The sequence below is a fragment of the Nocardioides sp. GY 10113 genome, assembly GCF_004919105.1.
Taxonomy (GTDB): domain Bacteria; phylum Actinomycetota; class Actinomycetes; order Propionibacteriales; family Nocardioidaceae; genus Nocardioides.
Genome location: NZ_STGK01000009.1, coordinates 154,226 through 180,605, shown reverse-complemented (window position 1 = coordinate 180,605; position 26,380 = coordinate 154,226). Strand labels below are relative to the sequence as shown.

General features: G+C 71.9%; 19 protein-coding genes. 6 read left to right on the top strand and 13 right to left on the bottom strand.

Translation table 11 applies throughout. The features are described from left to right. Positions 1-12: 12 nt before the first annotated feature. Both E8D34_RS12575 and lexA read right to left on the bottom strand, forming a co-directional pair. Positions 13-1,863 (bottom strand): MXAN_6640 family putative metalloprotease, encoded by a 1,851-nt coding sequence (locus E8D34_RS12575; RefSeq protein ID WP_136594981.1) that lies wholly within the window; start codon positions 1,861-1,863, stop codon positions 13-15. A 131-nt stretch (positions 1,864-1,994) separates the two neighbouring features. Then, positions 1,995-2,726 (bottom strand): transcriptional repressor LexA, encoded by a 732-nt coding sequence (lexA, locus tag E8D34_RS12570; RefSeq protein WP_136594980.1) that lies wholly within the window; start codon positions 2,724-2,726, stop codon positions 1,995-1,997. 326 nt (positions 2,727-3,052) lie between these two features. Between lexA and E8D34_RS12565 the strand changes: the two genes are divergently transcribed. Then, a complete protein-coding gene (locus E8D34_RS12565) occupies positions 3,053-3,433 on the top strand; it encodes a LysM peptidoglycan-binding domain-containing protein (RefSeq protein WP_136594979.1) in 381 nt (126 codons plus the stop codon). 140 nt (positions 3,434-3,573) lie between these two features. On the opposite strand, the gene E8D34_RS12560 is transcribed toward E8D34_RS12565, so the two are convergent. The 3 genes from E8D34_RS12560 to E8D34_RS12550 all read right to left on the bottom strand — a co-directional run bounded on the left by E8D34_RS12560 (position 3,574) and on the right by E8D34_RS12550 (position 6,303). Further along, positions 3,574-4,110 (bottom strand): PKD domain-containing protein, encoded by a 537-nt coding sequence (locus tag E8D34_RS12560; protein ID WP_136594978.1) that lies wholly within the window; start codon positions 4,108-4,110, stop codon positions 3,574-3,576. A gap of 993 nt (positions 4,111-5,103) precedes the next feature. Continuing rightward, positions 5,104-5,736 carry a hypothetical protein gene (locus E8D34_RS12555; RefSeq protein ID WP_136594977.1) on the bottom strand — a complete coding sequence of 211 codons (633 nt, stop codon included), beginning with the start codon at positions 5,734-5,736 and terminating at the stop codon, positions 5,104-5,106. Between the two features lie 240 nt (positions 5,737-5,976). Continuing rightward, complete coding sequence (locus E8D34_RS12550) at positions 5,977-6,303, bottom strand: hypothetical protein (protein WP_136594976.1); 327 nt, start codon at positions 6,301-6,303, stop codon at positions 5,977-5,979. Between the two features lie 351 nt (positions 6,304-6,654). Here E8D34_RS12550 and nrdR point away from each other — a divergent pair, with 351 nt between their 5' ends. Both nrdR and E8D34_RS12540 read left to right on the top strand, forming a co-directional pair. After that, positions 6,655-7,125, top strand: a complete 471-nt coding sequence (nrdR, locus tag E8D34_RS12545) for a transcriptional regulator NrdR (protein ID WP_136594975.1) — start codon at positions 6,655-6,657, stop codon at positions 7,123-7,125. A gap of 158 nt (positions 7,126-7,283) precedes the next feature. After that, positions 7,284-10,172 carry a vitamin B12-dependent ribonucleotide reductase gene (locus E8D34_RS12540; RefSeq protein ID WP_136594974.1) on the top strand — a complete coding sequence of 963 codons (2,889 nt, stop codon included), beginning with the start codon at positions 7,284-7,286 and terminating at the stop codon, positions 10,170-10,172. Positions 10,173-11,431: 1,259 nt separating this feature from the next. Here E8D34_RS12540 and E8D34_RS21360 read toward each other — a convergent pair. Further along, positions 11,432-11,608 carry a hypothetical protein gene (locus E8D34_RS21360; RefSeq protein WP_240771323.1) on the bottom strand — a complete coding sequence of 59 codons (177 nt, stop codon included), beginning with the start codon at positions 11,606-11,608 and terminating at the stop codon, positions 11,432-11,434. A gap of 67 nt (positions 11,609-11,675) precedes the next feature. Between E8D34_RS21360 and E8D34_RS12535 the strand changes: the two genes are divergently transcribed. After that, on the top strand, positions 11,676-13,829 hold the full coding sequence (locus tag E8D34_RS12535; protein WP_240771322.1) for a hypothetical protein: 2,154 nt from the start codon (positions 11,676-11,678) through the stop codon (positions 13,827-13,829). Positions 13,830-13,993: 164 nt separating this feature from the next. Here the strand turns inward: E8D34_RS12535 and E8D34_RS12530 are convergent, their stop codons facing one another. The 5 genes from E8D34_RS12530 to E8D34_RS12510 all read right to left on the bottom strand — a co-directional run bounded on the left by E8D34_RS12530 (position 13,994) and on the right by E8D34_RS12510 (position 20,036). Beyond that, a complete protein-coding gene (locus E8D34_RS12530; RefSeq protein ID WP_136594972.1) occupies positions 13,994-14,995 on the bottom strand; it encodes a right-handed parallel beta-helix repeat-containing protein in 1,002 nt (333 codons plus the stop codon). A gap of 157 nt (positions 14,996-15,152) precedes the next feature. Next, positions 15,153-16,583 (bottom strand): sugar porter family MFS transporter, encoded by a 1,431-nt coding sequence (locus E8D34_RS12525; protein ID WP_136594971.1) that lies wholly within the window; start codon positions 16,581-16,583, stop codon positions 15,153-15,155. 90 nt (positions 16,584-16,673) lie between these two features. After that, entirely contained in the window at positions 16,674-17,285 is a 612-nt protein-coding gene (locus E8D34_RS12520; RefSeq protein WP_136594970.1) for a calcium-binding protein, read from the bottom strand. Positions 17,286-17,302: 17 nt separating this feature from the next. Beyond that, positions 17,303-18,352, bottom strand: a complete 1,050-nt coding sequence (locus E8D34_RS12515) for a hypothetical protein (protein ID WP_136594969.1) — start codon at positions 18,350-18,352, stop codon at positions 17,303-17,305. A gap of 136 nt (positions 18,353-18,488) precedes the next feature. Beyond that, positions 18,489-20,036 carry a hypothetical protein gene (locus E8D34_RS12510; RefSeq protein ID WP_136594968.1) on the bottom strand — a complete coding sequence of 516 codons (1,548 nt, stop codon included), beginning with the start codon at positions 20,034-20,036 and terminating at the stop codon, positions 18,489-18,491. 580 nt (positions 20,037-20,616) lie between these two features. On the opposite strand from E8D34_RS12510, the gene E8D34_RS21355 reads away from it, so the two are divergent. Beyond that, complete coding sequence (locus E8D34_RS21355) at positions 20,617-21,495, top strand: resuscitation-promoting factor (protein WP_136594967.1); 879 nt, start codon at positions 20,617-20,619, stop codon at positions 21,493-21,495. 96 nt (positions 21,496-21,591) lie between these two features. On the opposite strand, the gene E8D34_RS12500 is transcribed toward E8D34_RS21355, so the two are convergent. Then, a complete protein-coding gene (locus E8D34_RS12500; protein WP_136594966.1) occupies positions 21,592-22,779 on the bottom strand; it encodes a cation:proton antiporter in 1,188 nt (395 codons plus the stop codon). Between the two features lie 188 nt (positions 22,780-22,967). On the opposite strand from E8D34_RS12500, the gene E8D34_RS12495 reads away from it, so the two are divergent. After that, on the top strand, positions 22,968-24,377 hold the full coding sequence (locus E8D34_RS12495) for a methyl-accepting chemotaxis protein (protein ID WP_136594965.1): 1,410 nt from the start codon (positions 22,968-22,970) through the stop codon (positions 24,375-24,377). Between the two features lie 13 nt (positions 24,378-24,390). Here E8D34_RS12495 and E8D34_RS12490 read toward each other — a convergent pair whose 3' ends face one another. Then, positions 24,391-26,364, bottom strand: coding sequence for a hypothetical protein (locus E8D34_RS12490; RefSeq protein ID WP_136594964.1), 1,974 nt, complete (start codon positions 26,362-26,364; stop codon positions 24,391-24,393). Positions 26,365-26,380 lie beyond the last annotated feature (16 nt).

The window sequence follows — 26,380 nt, the reverse complement described above, 5'->3', positions numbered from 1 at the left end:
CGGTCGGCCGGGTCAGCGGATCAGCGTCGCGGTGACCGACTGCGGTTGCCGGTCGGAGAGGGAGACGCCCTGGCAGGTGGCGGTCAGCCCCTCGCCCTGGTCGCACCGGTAGCGGCTGCCGGCGTTGACGACCGTCACCTCCACCCACTGCACGGTGCCGCGGTCGAAGTCGATCCGCTTGGTCCGGCGGCCCTGGGGGTTGATGTTGAACCGGATCCGCTTCGGCGGCTTCCCGACCCGCTTGATCCTGACCACGGCGACACCGCCCTGGGCGGGGCGGGTGCCGTCCACGGTGAGCCGAAGCCGCTGCGCGCCGCTGCCGGCCTTGAACCGGAGGTGGCGGGCGGTCAGGTGGTTGAGCCGGAACTTCCTCGTGACGCTGCTCCTGCGGCGGTCGAGGGTGGCGCTCCTGAGCAGGCCGGCGTGCGGGTACCTGTTGGCCGCGCCCTCCTCGTAGGACTGCTTCGGGGTGCGGTTCGCGACCGCGAACCTCGCGAACTCCTTGTTCAGCGTCGTGCCCTGGCGGACCAGCTCGCGACGGATCGCCTGGACCGAGTACCGGGACTTGTGGCCGGGGCCGCTGTGGGCCATCGCCTCCCACAGCCGCCGCACCAGCACCGGGAGCCCGCCCTTCTCGGCGGGGAAGCGCTCGGTCAGGTACCGGAAGAAGATCCAGCTGCCGTACTGGAAGCCGGAGAGGTCGTAGGTGTCCAGCGGCTGGCCGTTGCGCCGCAGCGGGCCGTAGCGCAGGTAGGTGACGTTGTCGTTGACGTCGTCGTACAGCTCGTCCTCGACCCAGGTGGCCGTCGCCTCGAGGATCCACGCGTCGGCGTCGACGTCGTAGCCGAACTGCACCGCGTGGAAGAACTCGTGGGCGGCGGTGACCTGCAGGTTCTCCAGCGGCGTGTGCCGGGAGTAGGCGCTGTCGGTGTAGTCGTTGTCGAGCACGCAGTAGGACCAGGTCGACAGGTGCTTGGTGGCCGACCGGTCGCCCTCGATCACCGCCGGTGCATCCGGGACGCAATAGCCGTAGAGGCCCTGCGAGCTGAGCTCGGCGAGGTAGATGTCGGTCTTGTTGGAGCCGCCGTAGCCCTTGTCCGAGGGGACCGGCCGGTAGCCGGCGTTCCGGTAGGTGCCCGCGACGTTGGCCATCACGCCGAGCACGACGTCGACGTAGTCGGGGAGCCCGTTGCCGGCGACCCCCGCGTAGGCGCCGCCGGCCGATCCGTCGTCGTCGGCCGGTACGCCGTTCGTGTTGTCGGGGATGTCGCCCTCGGCGATGCCGCCCGCACGGGTGGCGGCGGTGGTGTTGACCCAGTGCACGCAGACCTCGGCGTTGCACGTGCGGTTCGGGGTGGCCGAGGGCTTGAAGCAGGCGTAGTCGTAGTAGTCGACCTGGGCGGTCGTGCAGTAGCCCGTCGGCCCGTCGCCGGCGGGGCGGGCCAGCAGTCGGGCGGCCCGCTTGCGCTGCGCGCGCGGCAGGGCGCTGGCCTGGGTGGCCAGGGCCTGCAGGGCCAGCGTCGCGTCCACCGGCGCGCCCTGGGCATCGGTGGGCGCCTCGCCGGCCTTCAGGCCCTCGACGGTCGCCAGCGCCTCCTGCGCCTGCTCGACCTCGGTCTGGGCATCGGCGGCGGGGCCCTCGGACCGGTCGCCCGGGTCGCCCGGGTCGCCCTGGTCGCCCTGGTCGCCCTGGTCGCCCTGGTCGTCCTGGCTTGTCTGGCCGTCCGGCGCGGCAGGGGCCGCATCGGCCCCGTCGGCGGCCGCCACGGCGGATGCCACCTCCGCCGGTGCCACGGGCGCGATCACCAGCGTGCCGGAGATCGCGATCAGCAGTCCGCCGAGGGCGGTTCGTCGAAGGCGCACGAGAGGCTCGGCTTTCGAGTGGGGCGAGGAGGGACGGCCTCGACCCTATGCAGGGGGTGGTGGCGCGGCCACATCCTCGTCGCCCGAGGCGTGTCGTCGGCAGCGGGTGGCGCGGCCGACGACACGCGGGGTCAGACCCGACGCAGGACGGCGGTCACCTTGCCGAGGATCGTCGCGTTGGTGCCGTCGATCGGCTCGAACGCCGGGTTGTGCGGCATCAGCCAGACCTTGCCGTCCTTGCGCTGGAAGGTCTTGACCGTGGCCTCCCCGTCCAGCATCGCTGCGACGATCTCGCCGTTCTCGGCGGTGCTCTGCTGGCGGATGACGACGTAGTCGCCGTTGCAGATCGCTGCTTCGATCATCGACTCGCCGCTGACCTCGAGCAGGAACAGCTGGCCGTCGCCGACGAGCTGCCGCGGGAGCGGGAAGACGTCCTCGATGCGCTCCTCGGCCAGGATCGGGCCACCGGCGGCGATCCGGCCGACGACGGGGACGTTGGTCGCCGTGGGGTTCAGGTCGCCGATCCCGGTCTCGTCGATCGCGGTGTCGTCGGCGGCCGAGATCGAACGGCGGGCGGCCATCACCTCGGGCAGGAACACCTCGATCGCGCGGGGACGGTTGGGGTCCCGCTTCAGGAAGCCCTTCTCCTCCAGCATGCGCAGCTGGTGCGCTACGCTCGAGGTGCTGGTCAGGCCGACGGAGGAGCCGATCTCGCGCATGCTCGGCGGGTAGCCGCGCTGCTCGATGGAGTCCTTGATGGTCGCCAGGATCCGCTGCTGGCGCGGCGTGAGCCCGGTGGCGTCGGGTGGTCCGTCCGGAAGCTCGCGGACGGCGCTCTTGGCGCCCGTTCTCTTGTCCGTCATCGGGGGTCCTCCTAGGAACCTGACTGCGCGAGGGCTGGTGGTCCGACCGTAACGTGACCGCCGCCGGCGATCAAACACGTGTTCGAAGTCGCGTGTCGTGTCGCGCCCGTCAGGCGTTCGAGCACCTCATCGAACAAAGTTTCGAACAGTCCTTGACCTTGTTCGAACACCTGCTCTAACCTCGTACATGTGTTCGATCGAACGGATGATCGACGGCCGGTTCGCAGCTCCTCCCGGAGTTCTGTCGGAGGGGCCGAGCAGAGTCCAGTTCACAGCAGATAGCCCCGAGGCTCCGAACGTCGGAGCCACTTCCCCCGGAGGTCACGATGAGCACCACCCTCACCAGCGCCAACGTCACCCGCATCGCCCGGACCGCCCGGCCCGCCCGCACGGCCCGGCCCGCGCGGGGCGGCGTCCGACTGACCCGCCGTGGTCGCCTCGTGGTCTTCGTGGTCGGCCTGCTCATCGCCTTCGGCCTCGGCATCCTGCTGGCCTCCGGATCGATCGCGACCGGCGAGCAGGGCACGCCGCAGGTGGAGGTCGTCACCGTCGCCCCCGGTGACACGCTGTGGGGCATCGCTGGCGAGGCGGTCCGGGAGACCGGCTCGTCCGACGTCCGCGCGATGATCCGGCGCATCCAGGAGCTCAACGCGCTCGACACCAGCAGCGTGTACGCCGGCCAGGAGCTGCGCGTCCCCACCGCGTGACCACCCGGCGCCCCGACGGGGCGCCCCACTGACACGTCCGTCGCCTCGACCCCGGCGGACGGGGGCCTGCCACGGCCCACGGGGAAAGACGAGGGGCGGGATCTCCACGGAGATCCCGCCCCTCGCGCGTTCGCGAGCGGTCAGCGGTAGTCGACGAGGGTCGGGGTGGCCTCGAGGGCGCGGAGGGCGGTGGGGGTGCCGGCGATGGTGACGGTGCCGTCGACGGGTTGCCAGGGGCCGTCGTCGACGCGGTAGTCGGCGGCGTAGGTGGCGTCGAGCCGTGGTCGGTACCGGGCGGCGCGGAGGTAGGTGTGGGTGAGGGTGAGGGCGGGGTACGGCGCGCCGGGGGACGTGGTCTCGCGGGTGGTGCCGTCGCCGAAGTCCCAGTGGTAGGTCGCGACGCGGATGCGGAGGTCGACGCGTCGCCCGAGGAGGGTGACGGTGCGGTCGAGGGTCTGGTCGGGGGAGTAGAAGTTGGTGGGGAGGTTGACCAGGGTGCGGCCGTCGGGCGGCTCGATGATCAGCCGGGCCTCGGGGAGCGGGAGGCGGCGGAAGGCCTCGAGGACGAGGCCGGGGGTGAGCTCGGCGGGCGCATCTTCGACCGTGGTGTCTGTCGGGCAGTAGGTGCCGTCGGAGATGGTTTCGCCGGTCGCCGGATCGGTCGTCCAGAAGACCATCTGAACTGACCCGTCCGGACAATAAGCGGGGGCGTCGCAGGTGGTTGCTCCGCCCACCGTGCAAGCCGGCAGTTCGTGATACAGCGGTGGGTTGCTGCCGCTCACCGCGGCCGTCCCGCTGGTGTCCGTGTCCCCTGTGCGCTCGTGGGCACTGACCATGAGGCCACCTTCTCCGGGGTGTACATCAGTGTCCGCGACGGCGGGTGCTGCACTGATGAATGCGATGGTGGCTCCGGTCGCGACCAGCCTCGTCCAGGTCGCCACTAACCATCACGCCAAGAACTGATGAGCCAACCATCGTTGCTCCGAGCGACTGTGTGCGTCACTCTCACGCGGTCGACGCCAAAGCGTCGCGGGCTCTGGCCGGGGCGGCGATCCACTGTTGGCTTGACGGTCACCTGGGCCACCACGATCCATCGGTCGCGATGCTCAGGAAATGGCATTGCGCTCGCATCGGTGACTGTGTGTCGACCGCCGCGGATATGCCCGCCCGCCGAGTAGACCTCGTCAATCCACTCTCGGGCGCCGGTGCACAACTTGCAGTTGGGGGCCTGCAGACTCCGCAGGAGGTCGGTGTCCCCAGAGGCCTGGGCGTATGACGCGACCTCCCAGTAGTAGGCCACGAACGCCTCGGCGCCGGCGGCGTTCTCCTTCCGGGCGGCCTCGGGGAGCGTGGGCTCCACCGGCCCCGGCTCGATGGTCGGCCTCGCGGCCGTCGGCGACGCCGGCGTACTGGGGGAAGGCGCGGGTGCCGGCTCGGCGTCGGCAGAGCAGGCGCCGAGGGCGAGCAGGGCGGCGAGCAGGGCAGCGCAGGTCGAGCGTCTCGGCACGGTTCCTCCTGGGAGTCGCCTGGCCAGTCGTGCGAAGGGAGCGGGTCGCGAAACTACCGCGATCGCTCCCGCGCCGGCGGCGTTCGGCCGGATCCCTGTGGAAAAGTGCCGCGGCCCCGGCTGTCCCCGAGGACAGCCGGGGCCGTTCGAGCCAAGGAGCGGGTCAGCTCTTCGGCTCGTCCTCCACCGCGTCGATGCAGACGACGTAGGTGCGGACGTTGACGGGGGTGTCGAGGTAGTTGGTGTAGCCGACGATCCAGCTCTTGCCGTAGCCGGCGGTGCCGACGGCGTCGGCGGTGTTCTTGTTCAGGGTGGCGACGACGCCGCCCTTGTACTTGTTGGTCTGGTAGCCGCCGCCGACGGCGAGCTTGTCACCGGGGCAGGTCGCGGTGACCTCGACGTAGCCGGGCATGTAGGTCGGGTCGGTCGGGTCGGCCTGCGCGTACGGCTTGTTGGCGGCCGGGACGGTGCCGCCCGCCGACCAGTGCGCCATGCCCGCCGAGGCGGGGTCGCCCGGGTCGCCCTTGTCGCCCTTCGGGCCCGGCGCGCCGTCCTTGCCGTCGACGCCGTCCTTGATGTCCAGCGCGTCGCGCAGCGAGGCGATGGCCCGGTCGGTCAGGTTGGCGAACGGGTTGCTCAGGTCGTAGGTGTACCCGACGGACTCGACGGTGTCGGTCGGTGCCGGGGCGTCGCCGACCTGGTTCGCCAGGACGGCGCCTCCGGCGCCGCCGATCATCGTCAGCGCGATGCCGGCGCCCGCGAGCGACAGGGCAGAGGCGATGGTGACCTTCTTCATGCTGCATTCCCCCCAAGGAGTCATGTGGGCCCGCGAGCACGGCTGCCCGCGGGTCGAGCGGTCGCGCCGTCTTCCCTGGCGCGGGCTCGGCGTCCTCATGGCCGAGCCGTCGGAGCTGCTGCTCCGGCCCTGGTGTGATCAACGGGAGCCGCTGGCCGGGGTTACATACCTGCAACTGGGTAATTGAGGCGCAAATCAGGGACAGCGGTGCGGCGCGCCTGTATAAGCGCCGTCCTCGGGCTAGCGGGAGGCGCGCTTGCCGCCCTTGGGCAGGTCCGGATCCCGCTTCGGCTTGGGCTCGGGGCCCTGGGTGATGCCCATCAGCCGGACCAGCCGCACGATCAGCATGAAGGCCAGGAACAGGCAGGCCATGGCGCCGATCGAGGCCATCGCGAGGAAGACCCAGGCGCTGCCGTCGCCGTCCTGGCGCGCCGCGGCGCCGAAGTCGATGGCGGCGTAGACGAGATAGCCCCAGGCCAGGGCGCTGAGCGTGATCCCGACTGCGAGCACCGCGTACGCCGGTCGGAACGACCGTCGCTGCCGTGCTCCCGCCCGCTTCCCCGCCACGGCGTCCATTGTTCCCGATCCCCCTGTGCGGCCCCGCCTCGGGCCATCCTCGGGCGCGGCGCGGTGGGCTTTCTTTCAGGTGCCCTCCGCAGCTCGCGACGCGCCGCGGATCGGCCCGGAAGGCGGGCTGACCTGCACAAACGTCCCTCGGTGCCGTCGTACCGAATTCTGATGAGCGCGAAACCTTGCACGCCTAGTGGTCCGGGCGTACGGTTGCCACTACATCTAGTAGTTACAGCGTTGTAGTTCTCCACATCTAGTTCACAGAACGGGTGCTGGAGTTGCACAGGTCACTGCTGGGTTTCCACAAGCAGACCGCAGATTTCCACAGGACGCCGAGAGGAGGGCCCGATGCACTGCCCCTACTGCAAGCACTGCGACACCAAGGTCCTCGACTCGCGTGTGGCCGACGACGGCGGCTCGATCCGCCGCCGCCGTATGTGCCTGTCCTGCGAGAAGCGGTTCACCACGGTCGAGGCGATGCAGCTGACCGTGCTCAAGCGGTCCGGCACCACCGAGGCCTTCAACCGCGACAAGGCGATCTCCGGTGTTCGGAAGGCCTGCAAGGGGCGCCCGGTGTCGGAGGACGCGCTGGCTCGTCTGGGCCAGGAGGTGGAGGACCACCTGCGCCAGGCGGGTAGCCCGGAGGTGGCTGCCCACGAGGTGGGCATGGCCATCCTGGCCCCGCTGCGGGCCCTGGACGAGGTCGCCTACCTCCGCTTCGCCAGCGTCTATCGCGGCTTCGAGTCGGCTGACGACTTCGAGTCCGAGATCGCCCTGCTCCGTGCGGAGCGGGCCCTCAGTCCGGCACCGCCGGGCTGACCACCAGCTACCCGGCAGGTAGTGGGGAAGCTGCCTGCCGGGTACCCAAACTCGCGCTCCGACAGTGTCGGAGCCCACCGCAACACTGATTCATGGGACTCATGCGGCATCGACAGTTCAAGCGCCAGTCGCACACAACCAGGGGAGAGCGAAGGAAAATGACGGAGACCGTGAGCAGCGCCGCGGAGACGGGGGCGACCAAGGGGCTGAAGGTCGAGCGCGTCTTCAGCACGAAGGGCGTGCACCCGTACGACGAGATCACCTGGGAGCGGCGCGACGTCGTCCAGACCAACTGGAAGACCGGCGAGACCGTCTTCGAGCAGACCGGCGTCGAGTTCCCCGACTTCTGGTCGGTCAACGCCTCCACCATCGTCACCACCAAGTACTTCCGCGGTGCCGTCGGCACCCCGGCGCGCGAGCGCAGCCTCAAGGACCTGATCGACCGGGTCGTGAAGACCTACACCAAGGCCGGCCTCGAGCACGGCTACTTCGCGACCGAGGCCGACGCCGAGATCTTCGAGCACGAGCTCACCTGGCTGCTGGCGCACCAGTACTTCTCCTTCAACTCCCCGGTCTGGTTCAACGTCGGCACCCAGTCGCCGCAGCAGGTCAGCGCCTGCTTCATCCTCTCGGTCGACGACTCCATGGACTCGATCCTGAACTGGTACAAGGAAGAGGGCTTCATCTTCAAGGGCGGCTCCGGCGCCGGCCTGAACCTCTCCCGCATCCGCTCCTCCAAGGAGCTCCTGACCTCCGGCGGCACCGCGTCCGGCCCGGTCTCCTTCATGCGCGGCGCCGACGCCTCTGCCGGCACCATCAAGTCCGGCGGCGCCACTCGGCGCGCGGCGAAGATGGTCGTCCTCGACGTCGACCACCCGGACATCGAGGAGTTCGTGGCGACCAAGGCGCGCGAGGAGGACAAGATCCGCGCGCTGCGCGACGCCGGCTTCGACATGGACCTGGGTGGCGCCGACATCACCTCGGTGCAGTACCAGAACGCCAACAACTCGGTCCGCGTCAGCGACGAGTTCATGCGTGCGGTCGAGGACGGCACCGAGTTCGGCCTGCGCTCGCGGACCACCGGCGAGATCATCGAGAAGGTCGACGCCCGCGACCTGTTCAAGAAGATCAGCCAGGCCGCCTGGGAGTGCGCCGACCCGGGCCTGCAGTACGACGACACCATCAACGACTGGCACACGAACCCCGAGACCGGTCGGATCACCGCGTCCAACCCGTGCTCGGAGTACATGTCGCTGGACAACTCCTCGTGCAACCTGGCGTCGCTGAACCTGCTCAAGTTCCTCAAGGACGACGACACCTTCGACGCCGCGCTGTTCGGCAAGGCCGTCGAGCTGATCATCACCGCGATGGACATCTCGATCTGCTTCGCGGACTTCCCGACCGAGTCGATCGGCGAGACGACCCGCGACTACCGCCAGCTCGGCATCGGCTACGCCAACCTCGGTGCCCTGCTGATGGCGATGGGCCTGGGCTACGACTCCGAGGGCGGCCGCACCATGGCGGCGACCATCACCTCGCTGATGACCGGCACGTCGTACCGCCGCTCCGCGGAGCTCGCGGCGATCGTCGGCCCCTACAACGGGTACGCCCGCAACGCCGAGGCCCACCAGCGCGTGATGCGCAAGCACCAGGCCGCCAACGACGTGGTGCGTCCGCTGCACGTCGCCGACGCCCAGGTGCACAAGGCCGCGGCCGCCGAGTGGGCCAAGGTCGTCGAGCTCGGCAAGGCCAACGGCTTCCGCAACGCGCAGGCCTCGGTGCTCGCGCCGACCGGCACCATCGGCTTCATGATGGACTGCGACACCACCGGCATCGAGCCCGACTTCTCCCTGGTGAAGTTCAAGAAGCTCGTCGGCGGCGGCTCCATGCAGATCGTCAACCAGACCATCCCGCGGGCCCTGACCAAGCTCGGCTACCAGCCCGAGCAGGTCGAGGCGATCGTCGACTACATCGCCGAGCACGGCCACGTCGTCGACGCCCCGGGCCTGAAGACCGAGCACTACGAGGTCTTCGACACCGCCATGGGCGAGCGCTCGCTCAAGCCCATGGGCCACGTCAAGATGATGGCCGCCTGCCAGCCGTTCCTGTCCGGCGCCATCTCCAAGACCGTCAACCTGCCGGAGTCGGCGACGGTCGAGGAGATCGAGCACGTCTACATGGAGTCGTGGAAGCTCGGCCTCAAGGCCACCGCGATCTACCGCGACAACTGCAAGGTCGGCCAGCCGCTGGCCGACGGCGGCGGCAAGGCCAAGAAGGACGCCGCCGACAAGGCCGCGGCCTCCGAGGCCGTCGTGGAGAAGGTCGTCGAGAAGGTCGTCTACGCCCCGACCCGCAAGCGCCTGCCCAAGTCCCGCCAGGCCCGGACCACCTCGTTCACCGTCGCCGGTGCCGAGGGCTACATGATCTCCGGCGCCCACGACGACGACAGCCTCGGCGAGATCTTCCTCAAGCTCGGCAAGCAGGGCTCGACCCTGGCCGGCGTGATGGACGCGTTCTCGATCGCGGTCAGCATCGGCCTGCAGTACGGCGTGCCGTTGGAGACCTACGTCTCGAAGTTCACCAACCTGCGCTTCGAGCCGGCCGGCCTCACCGACGACCCGGACGTCCGGATGGCGCAGTCGATCATGGACTACGTCTTCCGCCGCCTGGCGCTGGACTACCTGCCCTTCGACGAGCGTGCCGCCCTCGGCATCTACTCGGCAGAGGAGCGCCAGCGCCACCTCGAGACCGGCTCCTACGAGCCCGTCGAGGAGACCGGCTCGGCCTCCGAGCTGGTCGAGGCCGCGCCGAAGGCCCCGAAGACCACGGTCGCCCCGGTCACGGTCGAGATCGTCACCGACGAGGACGACGACGAGGACCCCCTCGCCGACGCCCCGCAGGTCGCCCGCACCACCGCCGAGCTCCTGGAGAAGATCAGCGGCCACGCCGTCGACTCCCCGCTCTGCATGACCTGCGGTACCAAGATGCGCCCCGCCGGCTCCTGCTACGTCTGCGAGGGCTGCGGCAGCACCAGCGGCTGCAGCTGATGTCGTCGGACATTCGATGACCGGCTGAACCGGTCACGAATGTCCGAGGATCGGTCACGAATGTCCAGGTTCAGGTCAATCCGGACATGGCGACCCTGAAGCACCACCAGAGGGCCCGGCCCCGCTTCGGCGGGACCGGGCCTTCTGCACGCTTGGGGGACTCCGCACCAGGTCGGCTCCGACTGTTCGAGCGCTGCTGCGCACGTCGTGCGGCGGCTTGACGGAGGCATGCCCGAGTTCCGCAGGACGATCGGCGTACGGTCACGCTCCGCGTGACGATCCGCACCCGGGGCCTGGGCTGGCCTGTAACACGCTGTTGCACGCGCTGGTCGGTCGTTGAGGGCGCTTCGATCCCGTTGGAACGGGCTGGAAGCAGCGCCAACGGCCTGTCAGAGCACGCAGCAGCGTGTTACATGGGCCCTCCGCACGGCGGCGCAGACCCGGAGGCGGGTCGTGTGCCCCACACCCCGGCATAGCGGGTTCTCGGGCACACGACCCACCTCACGCGCCCGCACGAGCACACCCCGTAAGCCGAACCCCACGTGGGGACGTCGCAGGACCGCGCCTGCATCGGCGGTGGCCGCGTCCCGCAAGGGCCGTCCGGAGGTGCGTTCCGGGACGGGATCGCCTTACGGCACCGCGGGGGAGTTCCTTCGCGCGCAACTTTCTGGCTCACGAGGAGCCAGCGACCTGACGGCGTCGGCTGCCAGATCTGCCGGACATTCCGTGACCGGGAGTTGGCCATGGATGGCCGACGACAGCTGATCCGAGCAGCAGGAGGCCAGGTCCCGCTTCGGCGGGGCCGGGCCTTCCGGCGCACCGACCGTCCACTCAGGCGCGGGGCCCGCGATGGTCGTGTGCAGGGCGAGCGCGACAGCGCCGACCGGACCGATGACGGTGTCCGGACTCATCCCCGCGGTGGATCGGTCTCATCCCGGGGGCGGTTGTGGACACGTGCCACGGATCGACAGTCTGGCGCGGTCGGGTCTCGGTCGTGCGTGATCGGAGTGCACCATGCGTCGCTGTGCCGTTCTGGTTGTCTTGCTGCTTGCCGCCACGCTGGGGCTGACGGCGGTCCCTGCGTCCGCCGCTGCGCGCCTGCCGGACCTGCGGGTCTCATCGATCTCGGCCCCGAGGACGATGGTCTCGGGCGCGACGGTCGCCTTGAGCGCGAAGGTGCGCAACGGAGGCACTGCGCGGGCGGCCAGGTCCATGGTCCGGTGGTATCTCTCGACCGACCGTCGGGGTGGGCGCGGTGATCACCTGCTGGCCAAGCGGGCGGTCCGCAGGCTGGGGCCGTCCCGCGCAGCGCGGGTCACGGTGACCGCGCGGGTGGCGAGGTCGGTGCCGGAGGGCCGGTACTTCGTGGTGGTGTGCGCCGACGCGCGCGGCACGGTGCGCGAGTCGCGCGAGGGCAACAACTGTGCTGCCTCCAAGGCTCGCTCCACGGTCGTGCCCCCGCCGGCTCCCCCCAGGGAGGACGCGCCGTCCGATGAGTGGTGGGTGGCGCCCACGCGGGTGCGTACCGGGCAGGTCTTCGAGTTCGCCGTCCGCATCGACGGCGGTGGCGCCGCGGTCTCGACGTCCTCGCTCGAGCTGACCGCGCCGACCGAGGGCGAGCAGGTGTCTCCGCCGTCCGACGTCACGCTCGCCGATGGGAGGGCGACGGTGGCCACGGGTGCGGTCGCGGCGGGTGACGAGACCTGGGTACGGCTGCGCTGGCGAGCGCCGGCCGGGATCACGGTGCTCCGGCTCGACGCGACCCGCACGGTCGATGGTCGGCGGGACAGCGCCGTGGCCGAGGTCCGGGTCGTTGCCGACCCCGGGGGTACGACCTTCGCCGACAACCTGGCCACCGTTCGCACCACCCGCGCCGCCACGACGAGCCCAGCGGGCGTCGCGGGGCGGGGGCTGCTCTGCTGGACCGCGATCGGGCACGGCACGGCACGTACCGTTCCCGAGTTCGCGACGGCCCGCGCGCAGGCACAGGACCTCGTCGCCGCCCAGATGGTCGAGGCGCATGCCGACGAGTGGCGGTCGCTGCCCGCGATGGGCGACGCGGACCTCATCGACGACCTGGTCCTGATGGCGCTGGTGGACCAGCGGCCCGCTGCGGCGCTCGCCGCCGCGCTGCGGGGGATGGAGCTGGCGCCCGACGATGCGGTGCACCTGACCAACGCCGCAGTGGCGGCCATCCAGCTCGACCACTCGGAGTGGGCCGTCGCGTTCACGGAGCGGGCGGGCGGGCTGCCGCTCCCGCCCGCCGTCGGCGCCGATCCGGAGGGGCTCCGTCTCGCGACGATGGGGCATGCCTGGGGGATGATGGGGGACTACGGACGGGCCGAGGCATCGATCCGGCGTGCGTTGGCCCACGACCCGACCAACCCTCTCATCCACCAGCAGCTCGGCGAGCTGCTGCGCTGCCAGCCCGACAAGGCGGGAGCGCTGCCCCACCTGCGCCGGTCCGTGCGGGTCGACGATGGCGCCGACCCGGTCGTGAGCGAGATCGCCGGTTCCCCCGAGCTCGGTCGGAGCTACCGTCCGGCGACCGAGGTCTACGACCTGTCCGGAGCGACCGATCTCACCGCGACGGTCCCGGCGCTGAACGTCACGCTCGACCAGTTCGTCGGCCTCAGCGATGCCACCGGTGCCGACGGCAACGGCTACTACCAGGCGGCGTACGACGCCGTTCGGGCCGAGCACTCCGCTGTTCGGAGCCGACGCTCGGAACGGCAGGCGGACTACTTCGCCGTGCGGGCCGGCTTCCAGCCGGTGCAGGTCCAGGACATCCAGAACGTCCTCACCCGGACCGAGTACCAGTTCGACCAGCCGCTGCTGGATGCGAGCGAGGCGCTGTGGCAGGCGCAGTCGGCGCTGCTCGACTGCACCGCCTGGGCGGGGAGGACGTACCTGTGCGGGGGCCAGGAGAGTCCGACCGTCTCCTGTGCCAACGCGCGGATGGTGTTCGCCGACTGGCTGCCGCGCGCCCAGGTGTACAGGGAGCGGCTGCTCACCTGGCTCGACCTCTACTGGAAGCACGCCAGCGGCCTGCGCGCCACGCTCGCGACGCCGGAGGCCCATGAGCTGGCGGGCGAGGTCGCCCAGGACACGATGCTCGGCCGGGTCGAGACCTTCCTCTGGTACGTCGAGAGCGCCTCGTCGGCGCTGGGTCGGCACCGCGACGAGACCGACTCGTGCTTCGGCAGCGAGGCGCCCACCCCGGAGCAGCAGGTCGACGTCGAGGTGGTGGGCGGGGCGCCGAGCGTGTGCACCGACGACGCCAAGCGGATCGGCGGTCAGATCGATCTCAAGGTGGTCACCTTCAAGGTCACCTGCGAGAAGTGGAGCCTCGAGGCCGCCGCCCCGCTGGTGCCGGCCCTGGCCGCGTTCGCGAAGGTCGAGGTGACGTGGGCGGGCAACGGCGCGACGTACTACGTCGGGGTGAAGTCCTCCCTCCCGGACGCGCCCGTGGCCTGGGAGCAGGCCCTGTACCTGGAGACGAAGGTCCGCAACGGTGCGGTCGAAGTGACCGACTTCGGCGGCGAGGCTGGACTGGCGTACGAGGCGGGTGTCGGGATCGTGGTGCAGTACGCCGACGACGACAAGGTCAGGTTCAGCGCCATGGCGGCCTACGCGGACGAGCTGAAGGGGCAGTGACGTGGGGCCTGTCGCACGGCGCGGCGACTACCGCGCGATCAAGTGGCGCACCGCTGAGGGCCCGCTGTCGGGCGGAGTGCCGCACCGGCGAATGGCAGCCGGGCGGCGAGCCCGCCGACCGTCGGCGCGGGCGCTGTGCGGGGCATTGAGGCGGCTGGTCGGGCTCAGGGCGAGCAGGTCAACCCCAGGCACTGGGCGGGCTCGCCGTTGTTCCGCGCCACGTTGCCCCAGGCGCGCACCGGCGCCCACGCGACGATGCCCCAGGCGGTGTTCCAGGCCGCGTAGTTCTCCGCCAGCGTCGTGCGGGTGGCGCCCGCCTCGACCCAGATGCCGTCGACGCCGTTGGCGATCGCCCGGTTCTTCTTCACGAGGCTTCCGGTGACCGTGCCGTCGAGGTAGATGCCGGTCTCTGACGCCTTCTTGGCGGTGTTCCCGACGACCCGGTTCCCGCTGGTGCCCCCGGTCAGCGCGAGGCCGGACCTGCCGGCGCCGACGACGGTGTTGCGCTGGATCAGGTTGCCCGTCGACTCCACGCCGTCGGACAGGATCCCGAACCAGGCGGGGCCCGTCACGACGTTCCTGACGACCTTGGTTCCCGTGGCTCGGACGATGACGCCCCACGTACCGCCGTAGATCCGGTTGCCGGCCAGGACCGTGCCCCGCGAGTAGTCGACGATCAGGCCCGTGCTGCCCGTGGTCGTGACGTGGCGGACGAGATTGTCGCTGCCGTAGGAGACCGAGAGCGCCACCCCGTTCCCCTTGAGGGTGACGTCCTCCACGACGCTCCGGTTCGTGATGTCCAGCCAGATGCCGTTGGTGAACTGCTGGATCCGCCCGCCCCCGGTGATCGTCACGTCGTCGTACGGCTGGTGCACGTAGATGCCCCACCGCAGGGGCTCGTACCCCGGACCGGTGCCGTCGATCGTGTGCCCGTTGAGGTCGATCGTGATCCCGCTCGCTCCGGCCACGAGGCCGTTGCCCGGGCAGTTGTAGAGGTCGTTGCCCACCACCACGTCGGACGTGATCACCTGGCCGCACGACACCTTCGTCGGGTGGCCGCTGCCGGCCACCGCCGGCGGCGGGGCCCCAACGACCATCAGGGACAGGGCGACAGCGACCGCGCCGACCAGCAGGTGCCTGCTTCCGATCCCGATCTTGCTGCTCATGGTGGTCCCCTTCGTCGCGGACTTGTCTCGGAGGTCGCCGGCAAGCCCGCTGATCCGGAGCCGACGGTGAAAGCCCCCATCCCACGCTCACGCCGAGTCGCTCGGCGGCCCAGGGCCCAACGGCCACAGAACCGGGCCGTTGGGCTCGGGGACGGCGTCAGTACCGGTTGCGGATCGCCCGCTGCAGCTCCTTGGGGTCCTCCCACATCCGCTGGACCTCCTCCAGCGTCCGCCCCTTCGTCTCCGGGATGAACCGGGCGTTGAACCACAGCGTGACGCCGCAGAAGCCGGCGAACATCAGGAACGCGGTCGAGGTGCTGGTGAACTCCACGACGCTCAGGAAGAACTGCGTGACCAGCCAGGCCGCCATCCAGTTCAGGGCGGTCGCGGTCGCGACGCCCTTGCCGCGCACCTGGGCCGGGAAGACCTCGTTGATCACCGTCCACACGATCGGGCCGAGCGAGAAGGCGAAGCTGGCGATGAAGACGACCATGCCCACCAGCGCCAGGTGGCCGGCGTTGCCGGGCGCACCGCTGGCGGCGTCCGAGGTGGTGACCTTGTCGAGACGGAAGAACGCGCCGGCGACCAGCAGCAGGCTGAGCAGCATGCCCCAGGACCCGATGGTGAGCAGCGGCTTGCGGCCGAAGCGGTCGACCCAGAAGACCGCGACGAGGGTGGCGACCACGTTGACGCCGCCGACGGCCCACAGCGTGGCCAGGCTCTGCTGGGTGGGGGAGTCGAAGCCGGCGGCCGCGAAGATGACGTTGGCGTAGTAGATGATCGCGTTGATGCCGCTGAGCTGCTGGAGCACGGCCAGGCCGGCGGCCACGACGAGGGGCTTGCGCCACCGCGCGGAGAAGACCTCGCCCCAGTCGGCCTGCTCGTCGGCCGCGATCGCCTCGGAGATCTCGCGGATGCGCGTCGCGGGATCGGCCTCGGGCTCGGCCCGGCGCACGACGTCCTCGGCCTCCTCGATCCGGCCGACCTTGACGTACCAGGTGGCGGAGTCGCGCAGCGGCACGATCGCCAGTACCAGCAGGACCGCCGGCAGGGCGGCGATGGCCAGCATCACCCGCCACGTCGAGTTCTCGATCAGCAGGTAGTTGGCCCAATAGGCGAGGAAGATCCCGACCGTCACGGCCATCTGGTACATCGAGACCATCCGGCCGCGATCACGGGCGGCGGCGTTCTCGGAGCCGTACAGCGGACCGGCGACCGACGCGATGCCGACGCCGGCGCCGAGCACCAGCCGGCCGATGGTCAGTACGACGGTCCCGGGCGCGAAGGCCTCCAGCAGTGTGCCGACGACGAAGATGGCCGCCGCGAGCATCAGCGCCGCGCGCCGGCCGAGCCGGTCGGCGATGACGCCGGCCGCCAGGGCGCCGACCATCGCGCCCAGGGTGACCCAGCTGGTGATGATCTCGATGACCAGCGTGCTCGGGTCGAAGTCCTCCTTGATCCCGCCCAACGCCCCCGAGATCACGCCCTGGTCGTAGCCGAACAGCAGGCCGCACAGCAGCAGCACCAGCCCGACGGCGTACACGTAGCGGCTGGTCTTGGCCGGCCGGTCCATCTGCGTTGATGTCACCCGAGACTCCTGCCCTCAGGCAGGATCGTGGCACAGGAGCGACGCGCCGGGAACCGTCGAAGTGGGGTGGTTCGGCCCGGAGGCCGGCCGTCAGGGATGGGCGGAGAACTTCTCGCAGCCGACGAAGCGGTCCCGGGGGTCGCGGCCGTCGCCGCGGTAGACGCGGTCGTGCCCCGGCCCGCAGCGGATCACGTCGCGGCGACCGTCCACCCCCACGAACACGGCGTCGGAGCCCCGGCCGAGGCGCACCGTGTCGGCGCCGGAGCCCAGGTACACGACGTCGCCGTCGGGCCCGCCGACCACGACGTCCCGGCCGGCCCGGTCCTCGAAGGTGTTGGTGCCGGGGCCGCCGACCAGCGTGTCGTCCCCCGGACCTCCGACGAGGATGTCGAACCCGGGGCCGCCGGAGACCAGGTCGTCGCCCGGTCCGCCGAACCCGAGGTCGCCGCTGGGCCCTTCGAGCAGCGGGTTCGGGCCGAGGTAGAGGTCGTCGTCACCCGTGCCGCCGTAGACGCGGTCCGCCCCGCGCAGGGAGCGGATGACGTCGTCGCCGGCGTGGCCCCGGATCAGGTCGCCGGCGTTCGTGCCGCGGAGCACGTCGTCCCCCGGACCGCCGTCGATCGTGACGGCCACGACCGGTGGTGCGGCGCCGAGGAGCAGGCCGGTGACCCCGGCGGCGACGACGGCACGGATCCAGAGCATCGTAGTCCTCCCGGGCCTCAGCGGTCGGCGAGCACCACGGGTGGGGGTGCGTAGTAGAGCGATGGCTCGGCGGGCAGCGGCACCCGCCAGATCCTGCTGGCGCGCTCGCAGGCGCCGCTGAGGTCGCAGCGCAGGATCGCCGCGCGGCCGGCGTCGCTCTGCGCCAGGGTCAGGAAGTGAGCGTCGTCCTCCCAGACCGCGTGCCAGTCGAGGCGGCCGGTGATCGTGGCCTGGCGCCGACCGGTCCGCCCGTCGGCCACCCACCACCGGTCGGTCCCGGCGGCGTCGAAGTAGACCGGAGCCGCGACCACGTGCTCGCCGTCGGCGGTCCACTGGTGCGGGTGCAGCCGGCAGCTGCGCCACAGCGTCCGGCTCGGGCGCGAGAGCACGGCGACGCGGTTGCAGAACTCGCCGCGGCGAGGAGCGCTGAGCACGACCTTGTCCTGGCGCGTGTCGGCGTCGATGGCCGCCTGCCCGTGGATGCGCCGCAGCGTGTCGCGCCGGTAGTTCCACCACTGGGTGGCCGGGTCGCGCCAGTGGGCCCTCCGGCCGAGCAGGACGCGGGAGTCGGTGACCGCGGCGAGGGTGGCCAGCCTTAGCTCGCGGCGCGCGACGGTCCGACCGGACCGTGGGCGCACCACCGAGACCACCGACCGCACCTGCAGGCTGCCGGGCCAGGACTGGATCGCCAGCCGCCGCCCGCTCGGCGACACTCGCGCCTCGATCCAGTTCCGCGACCGGATGATCCGGCGCCGCTCCCCGGCGCGGCTGACGAACGTGAGCACGACCCGGCGCCGGGGTCCGACGTTGTAGTCGCGGACCACGTAGCCGCCGGCCACGACCCACAGGGCCTCGTGCCGGCCCCGGGTCGTCGCCGGCACCCGGCGGTCGCCGTCGCGGATCGTGTCGCGCACCAGGTAGGCCACCGAGGGGTCGTCGCCGCGCGGCAGCGCCGCCGGGTCGATGTGCGGCGCGCCCCGGCCGACGGCCGGTGACGCGGTGAGCAGCGCCGCCGCCACGACCAGTGCCACGGCGACCGCGAGTCGACGCCGACCCGAGCTCCTCATGTCTCGATCTCTACGCCGCCGCGGTGCCGGAGGGCAGGGGCGTCGGTCAGCGGGCGGTGGGGACCAACGGCCCGACCCGCGCGGAGCGTTCCGCCTGGGCCGCTGCTCGTCGGAGGGTCGACAGGGTGCGTCGGGTCTAGCGGCGTACGCGCCAGCGCAGCCGGCTGACCGAACCCCGGTTCCCGAATCGGTCCACGCCGTACGCCCGGAGGTCGTGGGTGCCCGGTCCGACCCGGAACCGGACCGTCGCGTCAGTCACCGGACGCCGGGCGCTGCCGCCGCACCGGCGCCACTCGCCCCGGTTCAGCGAGCAGTGCAGGACCGCGGGCTCGTCGGAGCGCATCGCGACCTCCTTCACCCCCGAGCGCCGCCCGTGGAGCTCCATCGTCCGGGTGGCATGCCCGCGGAAGGCGACGAACGGTGCGGTGCCGTCGACGTAGAACCTTCGGGACGCGGTGGCGGTCAGTGCGACCCGGTCGGTCCCGCGCACCGTCAGGGTGTGGTGGCCGTCGGTGATGCCGGTGAGGACGAGGGTCGCGCCGCAGGGCGACCACTCGCCGCGGTCCATCCGGCACTCCTGGGTGGTCAGCGGCTCGTCGGGTGCGATCGCGAACGACCGCTTGCGCGTCGCACGCCGCTCGGGCGGCGACACGGCGATGGTCGGCGGCGTCACGTCGTACTCGAAGGTGTCCTCGAGCGTGCCGACGTTGCCGACGAGGTCGATGGCGCGCACCCGGAAGTGGTAGGGCCCGCTGCCCGCGGTCGGCGTCAGCACGGCCGATCGTCCGCACGGCTGCCAGTCGGGCTCGGCTCCGGTCGGCGTCAGGCTGCACTCGGTCGTGGCCGGGTGTGGCTCGACCTGCAGCCAGCGCCATGTCAGCGGGGCGTCGTCGGCGCCGACGAGCTCCGCAGGGGCCGCACTGAAGCGGTTCGCCAGGAACGCCGGCTTCGTGCCGTCGACGGTGAAGCCGAAGGTGTTGGTGAGTCCCGTCGTCGTGTCGGGGAGGATGCTGCGGACCCAGAACGTGTGGCCGCCGTCGGCCACCCCGGTGTACGCCGCCGGACTGGTGCACGGCTGCCACGCCTTCCCCTCGAGCCGGCACTCGTAGGTCACGCCGGGGACTCGCGAGGCGAACGCGAACGACGCCGCGGGGCCGGTGAGCGTGGCTCCGTCGATCACAGGGGCATCGGGATGGCGCTGGTAGGTGAACGACCGGGTGACGGTGGTGGTGTGCCCCGCCTCGTCGGTCGCCGTCACCGCGAGGACCCAGCTGCCGAACGACAGCGTCGGGTGGTAGGGCGTTCCGGCGGAGCAGGCGTCGCCGCTGTGGTAGCCGGCGGCGCTGGTGATCGTGCACCGGACCGTCACCGCGGAGGCGCTGTCGGAGACGACGATGTCCCAGTAGGGCGGCCGCACCTCGGGGTAGAACGCGGGGTCGCCCTCGCCGCCGTCGGTCGGCGCGACCGTCAGCGTCGGCGGAGAGTGGTCGACGACGATGGTGGTGGACGCGGACAGGCCGTTGACATCGAGACGGACGGTGTGGACGCCCTCCGTCAGGCCGGAGACGTCGTAGGTCGCCGGCAGCGAGGTGGCGATCCCGGCCGGGCGGTCGTCGATGGTGAAGTCGAACGCGGAGGCCGAGACGAAGCCGGTGGCGTTGAAGGTCGCGCTGGAGTCGACCACGCGGGGGCTCGCCCACACCTGTAGCTCGGAATCGGCTTCGGCGGCGGGTGGATCGGTCACCCCGATGGCGCCGAGGAGGAGCGCGGACGCGACTACCAGAGATCGTCGACGTCGCCTCACCGTTGTTCCCCCCTCGGCAGCGGTCCGTCGGCTGCGCGCGGACGTTAGCACGGCCGCGCAGGCGGGCCGCCGGTAGCGGAGGAGGGCCGGACTAGCCCACATTCAAATGTGGCCTTTATCACACGTCAAGATGCCTTCTGGCCTGCGAGTTCCACTTTCGGCGACCCGGATCCGCGCTGTTTGGCGGCCGGAGCGATTTCAGGTGGCCTCCGACGTCACCTACCGTCGTTGGCGCGCACGTGGTTCGCCGGCTAGGTCCGGTGGCTCGTCCCGCCGCCGACTCGCGGTGGCCCCCAAGGCGGTGGCCCCGATGGTGGTGGCCCCGACAGGAGGGGCCGGTTGGGCGAGGAGCGTGGCGCGAGCCGCGAGGCATGGGGCCGCAGTTCGGCCTGCCTCGGGCACCCCGAGTCACCGCCGGCGGTGAGCGCTGCCCGGACACACCCTACGAGTGAGGAGACGCATGCCCATGCGTGCCATCACCCGCGCCGTGCGAGGCGGCGCCACTTCCATCGTGGCCGGCGCGCTCGTCGTCGGCCTCGCCGCGGCGGCCACCGCCGACCCGACCGACCCGTCGACCCCGACCGCGGAGCCGACGAGCGATCCCACTGTCACCACCGAGCCGCCCGCCCCGGACGCGAGCGTCCCGGTGGTCGACGACCGCATCGCCGTCCGCCTCAAGGTCGGCCGCAAGGCCCGCGAGCGCGTGAAGACCGACGCCGCCCGTCCCCAGGGACTGCTGGAGGACGCCGGCGTCCGGGTCGACGGCGACGACAAGGTGCGCCTGGTCCGCGACGGCCGCACGGTCCGCTCCGCCGAGCGGCGCGAGCTGCGCCAGGGGGACCTGGTCAAGGTCGTCCGGGTGCGCCACATCAACCGCGTCCGCACCGTCGACGTCGACCACGGCCAGCGCACCCGGAAGGTCGCCTCGCTGGCCCCCGGCAAGCGCAAGGTCGCGCAGCGCGGCCGCGACGGCGTGCGCAAGATCCGCGTCCACAGCGAGTGGCGCAACGGCCGCCGCCTCAGCCGTGAGGTGCGCACGCGGTGGGTCCGCAAGCCCCAGCCGCGCGTCGTGCTGGTCGGCCAGGCGCGGCGGAGCGTCTCGGGCACCGGCGGCCTGAACTGGGCCGGCCTCGCCCGCTGCGAGTCCGGTGGCAACCCCCGCGCGGTCAACCCCGCCGGCTACTACGGCCTCTACCAGTTCGACCTCGGCACCTGGCGCAGCGTCGGCGGCGCCGGCATCCCCAGCCAGGCCTCGGCGTCCGAGCAGACCTTCCGGGCCAAGAAGCTCTACGCCGCACGCGGCCGCTCCCCGTGGCCCTACTGCGGTCGCTTCCTCTGAGGTAGGCGGTTCCACGCCAGCGACGGCCCGGCCCGGGGTTCCCGGGCCGGGCCGTCGGGCGTCCGGCGGCCCAGGGTCGGCGCGCGTCCCGCCCGCCTACCCGTCGCGGGCGCCGGCAGGCTCCGGGGCGTCGTCCGAGCCGGCGAACCACCGTGCGACGACGACGTCGGTGGAGGAGTGAGCGATGATCGAGACCGCGATCGTCACCGCCGCCAGCTCGAAGAGCTGCGTCGCGTGCGGGGAGCCCGAGGTCAGCACGAGCAGGCCGTAGGTGACCGAGGCGAAGCCCTTCGGTCCGAACCACGCCGCGGCCATGAACTCGCGCCTGGGCAGCTTGCCGGGCAGGGCGACCCCGAGCGCCACCGGCCGCACCACCACCAGCAGTACGACGACGAGCGCCCACCCGGCGGCCCCGATCCCGGTGAACAGCGACACCGAGAGCAGCGCGCCGAAGACGAGGATCGCGGCCAGCTTGACCAGCTCGGCGACCAGCTCGCCGAACTGCTCGAACGCCTGCTGCATCTGCGGGGCCACGGCCACCACGGTCGCGCCGGCGGTGAAGGCGGCCAGGAACGCGTTGGCATGGGTCAGCTCGCAGGCGGCGAAGAGCACCAGGCCGATCGCGAACACGTTGAGCGGCTGGTACCGGCCGTGGGCGCTGAACCAGCGCGAGGCCTCGAGCTTCAGCAGCACCCACGGGATGACGAAGCCGAACGCGACACCCAGCGCCAGCTCGCCGAGGATCACGGCGAGGTGCGGGCTGTCGTGCTCGGAGACCGCGATCAGCAGGATCACGACCGGCAGCGCGAGCCCGTCGTTGAGCCCGGACTCGACGTTGAGCAGGGTGCGCAGCCGGGCCGGGATCTCGTGGCGGCCCACGATCGCCTCGGCGAAGACGGGGTCGGTCGGCGCCAGCACGGCGGAGAGCAGCATCGCCTCCACCCAGCCCAGCCCGACCAGCCAGTGCGCGGCGAGCGCGCCGAGCGCGAACGTGACCGGCAGGCCGATGGTCAGCGCCCGTCCCGGCAGGTGCCACACGTTCGCCAGCTGCGCCCGGGTGGCGTGCATGCCGTCGGTGAAGAGCACCGCGAACAGCGCGACCTCGGCCAGGTCGATCACCAGCGGGTCGGTCGGGCTGATGTGCAGCCAGCCGAAGCCGCCGTCCCCGATCAGGAAGCCGGCGGCCAGGAAGACGACCGCCGTGGACAGGATCGAGCGGTGCGCCCGCCCGGAGACCAGGACGGCGACCATCAGGGTCAGCGCGAACGCGACGAAGAGCTCCATCCCACCTCCGCTCGAGCGGCCGGGCCGACCGCGTCCTGCCTATGCTCTCGCGCCGCGGTCGCGCAAGGCGGCCGATCGGGGAGCGGGACGTCCCGGGTGCCGGGCTCAGGTTGTGCAGCGCCGTACCGATGGGGTGGGACAAGGACCACCGCAGTGATGCGCGTGATCGATCCCGAGGAGACCGACGCATGAGCCTGACCATCGACCGCGCCCCCGTCGCCGCGCCCGCCGCAGGGGGGCAGGCTGTCCCGCCGTCCCCGGAGGGTCCCGAGGACGCGGTACGCCGGCCGCTCGCCTGGCTCCCGCGCGGAGTCCGGCTGTCGGAGGAGGAGTTCCTCCCCCGACACCGGATGATCGCGCTCGTCGCCTGGTGCCACATCCCGCTGCTGGCGGCGCTCGCGTTGCTGTGGAACCCGGCGGGTGCCGAGCACCAGGCGCACGGCGGGGGACTGTGGACGGTGTTCGCCGGCCTCGGTCTGATGGCCGTGCTGCTGCGGGTGGGGCAGCAGGCGAGCGATCAGGCGCTCCGGGCCGGTGCCGTGTCCAGCGCCCTCGTGCTGTCGTCGGTGCTGCTGGTGCACATCTCCGGTGGCATGACCGACATGCACCTGCACTTCTTTGTGACTGTCGCCCTGGTCGCGCTGTACCAGATGTGGACGCCCTTCCTGCTGGCGATCGGCATCGTCGCGGTCCACCACGTGGGCATGGGGCTGGCCGCCGCCGACATGGTCTTCTCCGACCCGCGGGCGCGGGCGCACCCGGTCGTGTTCGCGCTGCTGCACGCCGTGCTGCTGCTCGGGGAGTGCGCCGCGCTGGCCGCGGGCTGGCGGGCCACCGAGAAGGCCGAGGAGGCCCGTCGGACCCAGCAGGCGCGCGCCGAGGAGACCGCGGCGGCACAGTCCTTCGCCGAGCGTGAGCTCGCCCAGCAGCAGGCGGAGGCGGCCGAGGCCGCCCGGGCCGAGCTCGACGCCCGCCGCGAGCGCGCGGACGTGCTGGCGCAGCGGATGACCGTGCTCCACGCCGCCGGCGAGTCGTTGCGCTCGGGTGTGGCCGAGTCGGAGTCCGTGATGGCGGGCCTGGTCACGTCGGCCGCCGAGATCGAGGGTGCGGCCGGCGGCGTCTCGCAGGTCGTCGGCTCGGCGCACGCCAGCGTCGCGCACTCCCGCGAGGTGGTGGCGCGGCTCGAGGAGTCGGTGTCGCAGATCGCCACCATCTCCCAGACGATCGCCGGCATCGCCGCTCAGACGAACCTGCTCGCGCTCAACGCCTCGATCGAGGCCGCGCGGGCCGGGGACGCGGGCCGCGGGTTCGCGGTCGTCGCCGGCGAGGTGAAGGACCTCGCCGCGGAGACCTCGCGGGCGACCGCCTCGATCGAGTCGGTGCTGGCGCAGGTGCGCGCCGGCACGCAGGACGTGCTCTCGGCAGCGGCCGAGATCGCCGACGTCTTCTCCTCCGTGGCGGGTGCCCAGGAGTCGATCGCGCGACTGGCCACCGAGCAGCTCTCCGCCGTCGACCAGGCACGCACCGCCATCGGCGGCGTCGCCGCCACCACCCATGAGGTGACCGCCGAGGTCGAGAGCCTGGCGGCCGGGGCCTGACCCCTGTCGTGGGTCAGGGCGCGGCGGGCTCCGGTGCCTCCGCACCTGCGGGCGGCGTGGGCGGCGCCGGCCGCGCCGTGCGCGCCACGCCGTCGAAGTAGGCGTAGGTCATGGCCAGGGTGGTGAACGGGACCAGCAGCCCGGCGACCACGCCGGGCACCAGGTTGACCAGCACGAACGGGGCCTGCGCCACCACCAGCACGAGGGAGCCCAGCAACCCGCCGACCAGGGTCGACAGGGCGGCGCCGAGCACGAGCAGGAGCAGCACCTTCACGAACTGGCCGCGGACCAGGTGCCAGCTGCGGCGCAGTGCGGCCACCCCCGAGACGCCCTCGAGCTGCACCACCATCACGAAGAGGCTCCAGGCGGTGAAGAACAGCAGCGCCAGCAGCGCGAGCCAGAGCGTCGCCAGCAGCAGCACCAGCGCGACCGTCCACAGCACGGCGGTGCCGAGCAGCGCCCCGGCGCGCGCCGTCGCCGCGGCGTAGGACCGGCGGACGGTCGCCGTACGTCCCGCGTCGAGCTCGCCGAAGGCGGTCGCCGTGGCGGCCTGGGCGAACAGGATCGCGATCATCAGGGCCACCGACGCCACCACCGTGGACGTGAGGCCCTGGGCGAACTGGCCGATCGCCCCGGTGACCAGGGAGACCGCCGCCACGCCGGCGCCGATGCCCCCGAAGAGGCGCCACCGCGTCCAGTAGACCCACCACGCCACCGCGAGCGTCTGCCCGAGCGGCCGCTCGGCGGTCGCCGGCCAGGCGCGGGCCGCCTTCCACGACGTACGGCGGACCAACCATCCCGCGGCGCCCAGGAGCACCGCCAGGACCAGCAGCGTCGGCCCCGGGGCGTCGGTGAACCGGAGCAGCAGCACCGAGCCCTGCCCGACCACGTCGCAGAAGAAGTCCGTGGTCTTGGCGCCGTAGACCGAGCCGCCGGGCACCGGGTAGCTCCTGTCGCCGCTGCCGGCCGACCACGTGAACGGCTCGGTCCACTGTCCCTTCGAGGCCGGGCCGGTGGCGCCGCTGTAGAACGCCGGCGACTCCCGTTGGCCCCACCGCCCCAGGTAGCCGATCCAGGGGTACTGCGCGACGGCCCGCTCGGCGTCGGACGGGATCGTGCGCACCACCGGCGTGATCGCGCTGGTGCCGAGGGTGTTGTCGCAGCCGAAGCCCTGGGTGGTGGAGCGGAGCAGGAACAGGTCCGAGGTGAAGTGGCTCGCGTGGGACCCGGAGGCGACGTACACCTCGGGGTGGGTGCCGTTGGCGAGGCTGAGCTTGGGGTCGTCCCAGTCGGAGCGCTCGGAGCCCTCGTGCGCGCTGTAGACCGCGAGCACGGGCTCGGTCTGGAGCGCCTCCGCCACGGTCCCGACGTCGAACTCGAGCTGGATCCGCTCCCAGTCGCCCTCGTGCTTGTTGTTGAAGTCGTTGAAGGGGTAGAAGAACCAGTACTGCAGCGCCAGCCGCCCCGGCTCGTCGGGCTGGGTCGCGACGTGTGCGTAGACCGTGCTCGGCGTCCCCGCGAAGACGCGGTTCGCCCACTTCTCGTAGGCGCAGCCGGGCTTGAGGGGGTCGCCGGGGAAGTCCAGGGACCAGTCCCTCAGGCCGCGGGACAGCTCCTCGGCGCCGGGCCCCACCGTGACCAGGTCGTCGAAGGTCCACGGGCCGCGCAGCGCGACCGAGTCGTTGTCCATCAGCGCGTCGACGTCGGAGGGCCGGTACGGCTCGCCCGGCCCGCACTCCTCGGGATGGTGGACCAGGCGGACGACCGGCGCGAACCGCTCGGCCAGCTGCTGCTCCTGGTCCTGCTCCGTCCGGGCCTCGCCGGCCGGGTGCCGTCCCGCCGGGGTCTGCCCTGTCCAGGCTCGTGCCGGGGGCGTGCCCGCCGGGTCGGCGCCCGCCGCCGGGGGGAGCAGGAGCATCCAGAACACGACCAGGCAGCCGGCGAGGGCCAGCGGGCGGCGGACCGCGCGGGTGCGGAGGAGCGGCACGCCCGCCAGTCTCGTC

Bases quoted from the DNA above. Each gene is read 5' to 3' on its own strand.
- E8D34_RS12565 (WP_136594979.1), top strand. From the start codon at position 3,053: ATGAGCACCACCCTCACCAGCGCCAACGTCACCCGCATCGCCCGGACC.
- nrdR (WP_136594975.1), top strand. From the start codon at position 6,655: ATGCACTGCCCCTACTGCAAGCACTGCGACACCAAGGTCCTCGACTCG.
- lexA (WP_136594980.1), bottom strand. From the start codon at position 2,726: ATGACGGACAAGAGAACGGGCGCCAAGAGCGCCGTCCGCGAGCTTCCG.
- E8D34_RS12495 (WP_136594965.1), top strand. From the start codon at position 22,968: ATGAGCCTGACCATCGACCGCGCCCCCGTCGCCGCGCCCGCCGCAGGG.
- E8D34_RS12560 (WP_136594978.1), bottom strand. From the start codon at position 4,110: ATGGTCTTCTGGACGACCGATCCGGCGACCGGCGAAACCATCTCCGAC.
- E8D34_RS21355 (WP_136594967.1), top strand. From the start codon at position 20,617: ATGCCCATGCGTGCCATCACCCGCGCCGTGCGAGGCGGCGCCACTTCC.
- E8D34_RS12515 (WP_136594969.1), bottom strand. From the start codon at position 18,352: ATGAGGAGCTCGGGTCGGCGTCGACTCGCGGTCGCCGTGGCACTGGTC.
- E8D34_RS12540 (WP_136594974.1), top strand. From the start codon at position 7,284: ATGACGGAGACCGTGAGCAGCGCCGCGGAGACGGGGGCGACCAAGGGG.
- E8D34_RS12520 (WP_136594970.1), bottom strand. From the start codon at position 17,285: ATGCTCTGGATCCGTGCCGTCGTCGCCGCCGGGGTCACCGGCCTGCTC.
- E8D34_RS12555 (WP_136594977.1), bottom strand. From the start codon at position 5,736: ATGAAGAAGGTCACCATCGCCTCTGCCCTGTCGCTCGCGGGCGCCGGC.
- E8D34_RS12530 (WP_136594972.1), bottom strand. From the start codon at position 14,995: ATGAGCAGCAAGATCGGGATCGGAAGCAGGCACCTGCTGGTCGGCGCG.
- E8D34_RS12500 (WP_136594966.1), bottom strand. From the start codon at position 22,779: ATGGAGCTCTTCGTCGCGTTCGCGCTGACCCTGATGGTCGCCGTCCTG.